Raw genomic sequence first — 3668 nt, 5'->3', positions numbered from 1 at the left:
GCCCTCCCCCACAGGCCATGCCGCTGCCATGAATGCCACCGCATCGTCCCTCGCACCGCCCGCCTCGCGCGACCAGCGCGACGCCCGCAACGACCGCCTGTTCCGCGGGTTCCTGATCGTCACCGTCGTGCTGGTGCTCACCGCACTGGCCTGCGCCGCACTGTCGATGCTGTGGGGCGGCCGCCACGCCCTGCAGGAGCAGGGACTGAGCTTCTTCTACACCGCCGACTGGAATCCGGTCGAGAACCGGTTCGGCGCGCTGGCGCCGATCTACGGCACCATCGTCACCGCCCTCATCGCGATGGTGATCGCCGTGCCGGTCAGCTTCGGCATCGCCTTCTTCCTGACCGAGGTCGCCCCGCGCTGGCTGCGCGGCCCGGTCGGCACCGCCATCGAGCTGCTGGCCGGCATTCCCTCGATCATCTACGGCATGTGGGGCCTGTTCGTGCTGGTGCCGGTGATGACCGAATACGTCACCCCGTTCCTCAACGACTATCTGGGCGAACTGCCGCTGATCGGCCCGCTGTTCCAGGGCCCGCCGCTGGGCATCGGCATGCTCACCGCCGGTTTCGTGCTGGCGATCATGGTGATCCCGTTCATCTCCTCGGTGATGCGCGAGGTGTTCCTCACCGTGCCGACCCGCCTGAAGGAATCGGCCTATGCGCTGGGTTCGACCAAGTGGGAAGTGAGCTGGGACATCGTCCTGCCCTACACCCGCTCGGCGGTGATCGGCGGCGTGTTCCTCGGCCTCGGCCGCGCGCTCGGCGAAACCATGGCGGTGGCCTTCGTGATCGGCAACAGCGTGCGCCTGACGCCGTCGCTGCTGGAGCCGGGCACCACCATCGCCGCGCTGATCGCCAACGACTTCGGCGAGGCCACCGAAACCTACCGCTCGGCCCTGCTGCTGCTCGGCTTCGTGCTGTTCATCGTCACCTTCGTGGTGCTCGCCATTGCCCGCCTGATGCTGCTGCGCCTGTCCCGCAAGGAGGGCAACTGATGTCCGCCGCCGATTCGTTGTACCTGCGTCGCCGCCTCGTCAACGGCGCGGCGCTGCTGATGGCCTGCGCCACCGCCGCCTTCGGCCTGCTGTTCCTGGGCTGGATCCTGTGGACCCTGCTGTCCAAGGGCCTGCCGGGCATCAACCTGGACCTGTTCACCAAGATGACGCCGCCGCCGATGCAGGAAGGCGGCCTGCTCAACGCCTTCTTCGGCAGCGCGGTGATGTGCGCCCTGGCCATCGCCATCGGCACGCCGCTGGGCGTGGCCGCCGGCACCTGGCTGGCCGAGTACGGCAACGCGCGCAAGGCCGGCACCGTGGTGCGCTTCGTCAACGACATCCTGCTGTCGGCGCCGTCGATCGTGCTGGGCCTGTTCGTCTACACCCTGTACGTGATGCAGACCGGCGGCAACTTCTCCGCGTTCGCCGGCGCCCTGTCGCTGGCCTTCATCGTGCTGCCGGTGGTGATCCGCACCACCGACGAGATGCTGCGGCTGGTGCCGGTGCAGATGCGCGAAGCGGCGCTGGCGCTGGGCGTGCCGCAGTGGAAGGTGATCGTGCAGGTGCTGTACCGCAGCGCCATGGCCGGCATCGTCACCGGCATCCTGCTGGCGCTGGCCCGCATCTCCGGCGAGACCGCGCCACTGCTGTTCACCGCCTTCGGCAACCAGTACTGGAACAGCAACGTGTTCCAGCCGATGGCCTCGGTGCCGGTGGTGATGAACCAGTTCGCCGGCAGCCCCTACGAATCGTGGCAGGTGCTGGCCTGGGCCGGCGCCCTGGTGCTGACCCTGTTCGTGCTGCTGGTCAGCCTCTCCGCGCGCGGCCTGCTGCTGCGCAACCGCATCTCGAACGACTGAACCCGACGACCGACTTCCTTCCATGGACCTGCCCATGAACGACCTCACCAACGCCGTGCCGATGCAGCGCATCGCCGTGCCCACCGCGCACCAGGACCTGCAGACGCCGGCACCGGTCAAGCTCGCCGCGCGCGGCCTGGATTTCTACTACGGCCAGTTCCACGCGCTGAAGAACATCAACCTGGAGATCCCCGAAAAGCGCGTCACCGCGCTGATCGGCCCCTCCGGCTGCGGCAAGTCGACCCTGCTGCGCATCTTCAACCGCATCTATGCGCTGTACCCGAAGCTGGAAGCGCGCGGCGAAGTGCTGCTGGACGGCGAGAACATCCTCTCGCCGAAGTATCCGATGAACCGCCTGCGTTCCAAGGTCGGCATGGTGTTCCAGAAGCCGGTGCCGTTCCCGATGACCATCTTCGAGAACGTCGCCTACGGCATCCGCCACCACGAGAAGCTGTCCAAGGCCGACATGGCCGACCGCGTCGAACAGGCGTTGCGCCAGGGCGCGCTGTGGGACGAGGTGAAGGACAAGCTGGGCCAGAGCGCGCTGGGCCTGTCCGGCGGCCAGCAGCAGCGCCTGTGCATCGCCCGCGCGGTGGCGCTCAAGCCCGACGTGCTGCTGCTGGACGAGCCGACCTCGGCGCTGGACCCGATCTCCACCAGCCGCATCGAGCAGCTGGTCGAGGAGCTGAAGAACGACTACACCATCGCCATCGTCACCCACAACATGCAGCAGGCCGCGCGCGTGTCCGACTACACCGCCTTCATGTACCTGGGCGACCTGATCGAACACGACCGCACCGACGTGATCTTCTCCAACCCGTCCAGGCAGCAGACCGAGGATTACATCACCGGCCGCTTCGGGTGATGGGTCGCGCCTGGCCGATGCCCCATCGGCAGCGCCGCAGCGTGCGTTCCGCCCGCGATCGGACGATGCCGGCGCCACGGCCGGAATGAACCCATTGCCGATACGGCCCCCCTCGAACAAGCGGCCTTCCGCACTCCCGCTTCCGTCATAGCCCAGAGACGCCCATGAACACCCATCCCAACGACCACATCGTGAAAAGCTACGACGAAGAACAGCACCGCCTGGTGGCCGAGATCGTGCGCATGGGCGAGATGTCCGTCGCCCAGCTCGAGGCCGCACTGGACGTGATCGAGCGCCGCGACGAGAGCGCCGCGCGCCGCATCATCGCCAACGACGAGGCCATCGACGCGCTGGAACAGCAGATCAGCCACGACGTGATGCGCCTGGCGCTGCGCGGCCCGATGGCGCGCGACCTGCGCGAGATCCTCGCCGGGCTGCGCATCCCGGCCGACATCGAGCGCATCGGCGATTACGCCGCCAACGTCGCCAAGCGCTCCATCGCCCTGGCCACGGTGCCGCCGATGCCGCAGATCCAGGGCCTGCGCGCCCTCGGCCGGCTCGCCGCGCAGCAGGTGCGGCGCGCGCTGGAGGCCTACCGCGACAACGACACCGACGCGGCGCTGGCGCTGCGCCAGGACGATGCCCGGCTGGACGCGCAGTACACCGCGCTGTTCCGCGAGCTGCTCACCTACATGATGGAAGACCCGCGCAACATCACCCCGTGCACGCACCTGCTGTTCATGGCCAAGAACCTTGAGCGCATCGGCGACCACGCCACCAACATCGCCGAGAACGTCTGGTTCCTGGTGCATGGCGACGCGCCGCTGCCGCCGCGCGAGAAACGCGACGAGACCAGTACGGTCGAGCACACCTGAAAACGCGGACGCCCGGGCTCGCCCCGCGGGGGTTTTTTTCGGGTTAGGGTTGGGCCCCCCCTGCCCCCCCC

The 3668-nt window shown here is 68.2% G+C and carries 4 protein-coding genes; all 4 read left to right on the top strand.

All coding sequences use genetic code 11. The annotated features are described in order from the left end of the window. The first annotated feature begins 28 nt into the window (after nt 1-28). The 4 genes from pstC (at nt 29) to phoU (ending at nt 3597) form a co-directional block, all read left to right on the top strand. Nucleotides 29-997, top strand: a complete 969-nt coding sequence (gene pstC / locus QMX80_RS18745; RefSeq protein ID WP_055764558.1) for a phosphate ABC transporter permease subunit PstC — start codon at nt 29-31, stop codon at nt 995-997. Beyond that, nucleotides 997-1857 carry a phosphate ABC transporter permease PstA gene (gene pstA, locus QMX80_RS18740; protein ID WP_055764556.1) on the top strand — a complete coding sequence of 287 codons (861 nt, stop codon included), beginning with the start codon at nt 997-999 and terminating at the stop codon, nt 1855-1857. The genes pstC and pstA overlap by 1 nt, the downstream gene beginning before the upstream one ends. 34 nt (nt 1858-1891) lie before the next feature. Further along, nucleotides 1892-2722, top strand: coding sequence for a phosphate ABC transporter ATP-binding protein PstB (gene pstB, locus QMX80_RS18735; RefSeq protein WP_055765360.1), 831 nt, complete (start codon nt 1892-1894; stop codon nt 2720-2722). 164 nt (nt 2723-2886) lie between these two features. Further along, on the top strand, nt 2887-3597 hold the full coding sequence (gene phoU, locus QMX80_RS18730) for a phosphate signaling complex protein PhoU (RefSeq protein WP_055764554.1): 711 nt from the start codon (nt 2887-2889) through the stop codon (nt 3595-3597). Nucleotides 3598-3668: the final 71 nt, after the last annotated feature.

This window comes from Stenotrophomonas sp. PS02297 (genome assembly GCF_029959705.1).
GTDB classification, from domain to species: Bacteria; Pseudomonadota; Gammaproteobacteria; order Xanthomonadales; family Xanthomonadaceae; genus Stenotrophomonas; species Stenotrophomonas nitritireducens.
The sequence above is the reverse complement of the archived record's forward strand: the minus strand, read 5'-3'. Positions and strand labels throughout refer to the sequence as shown.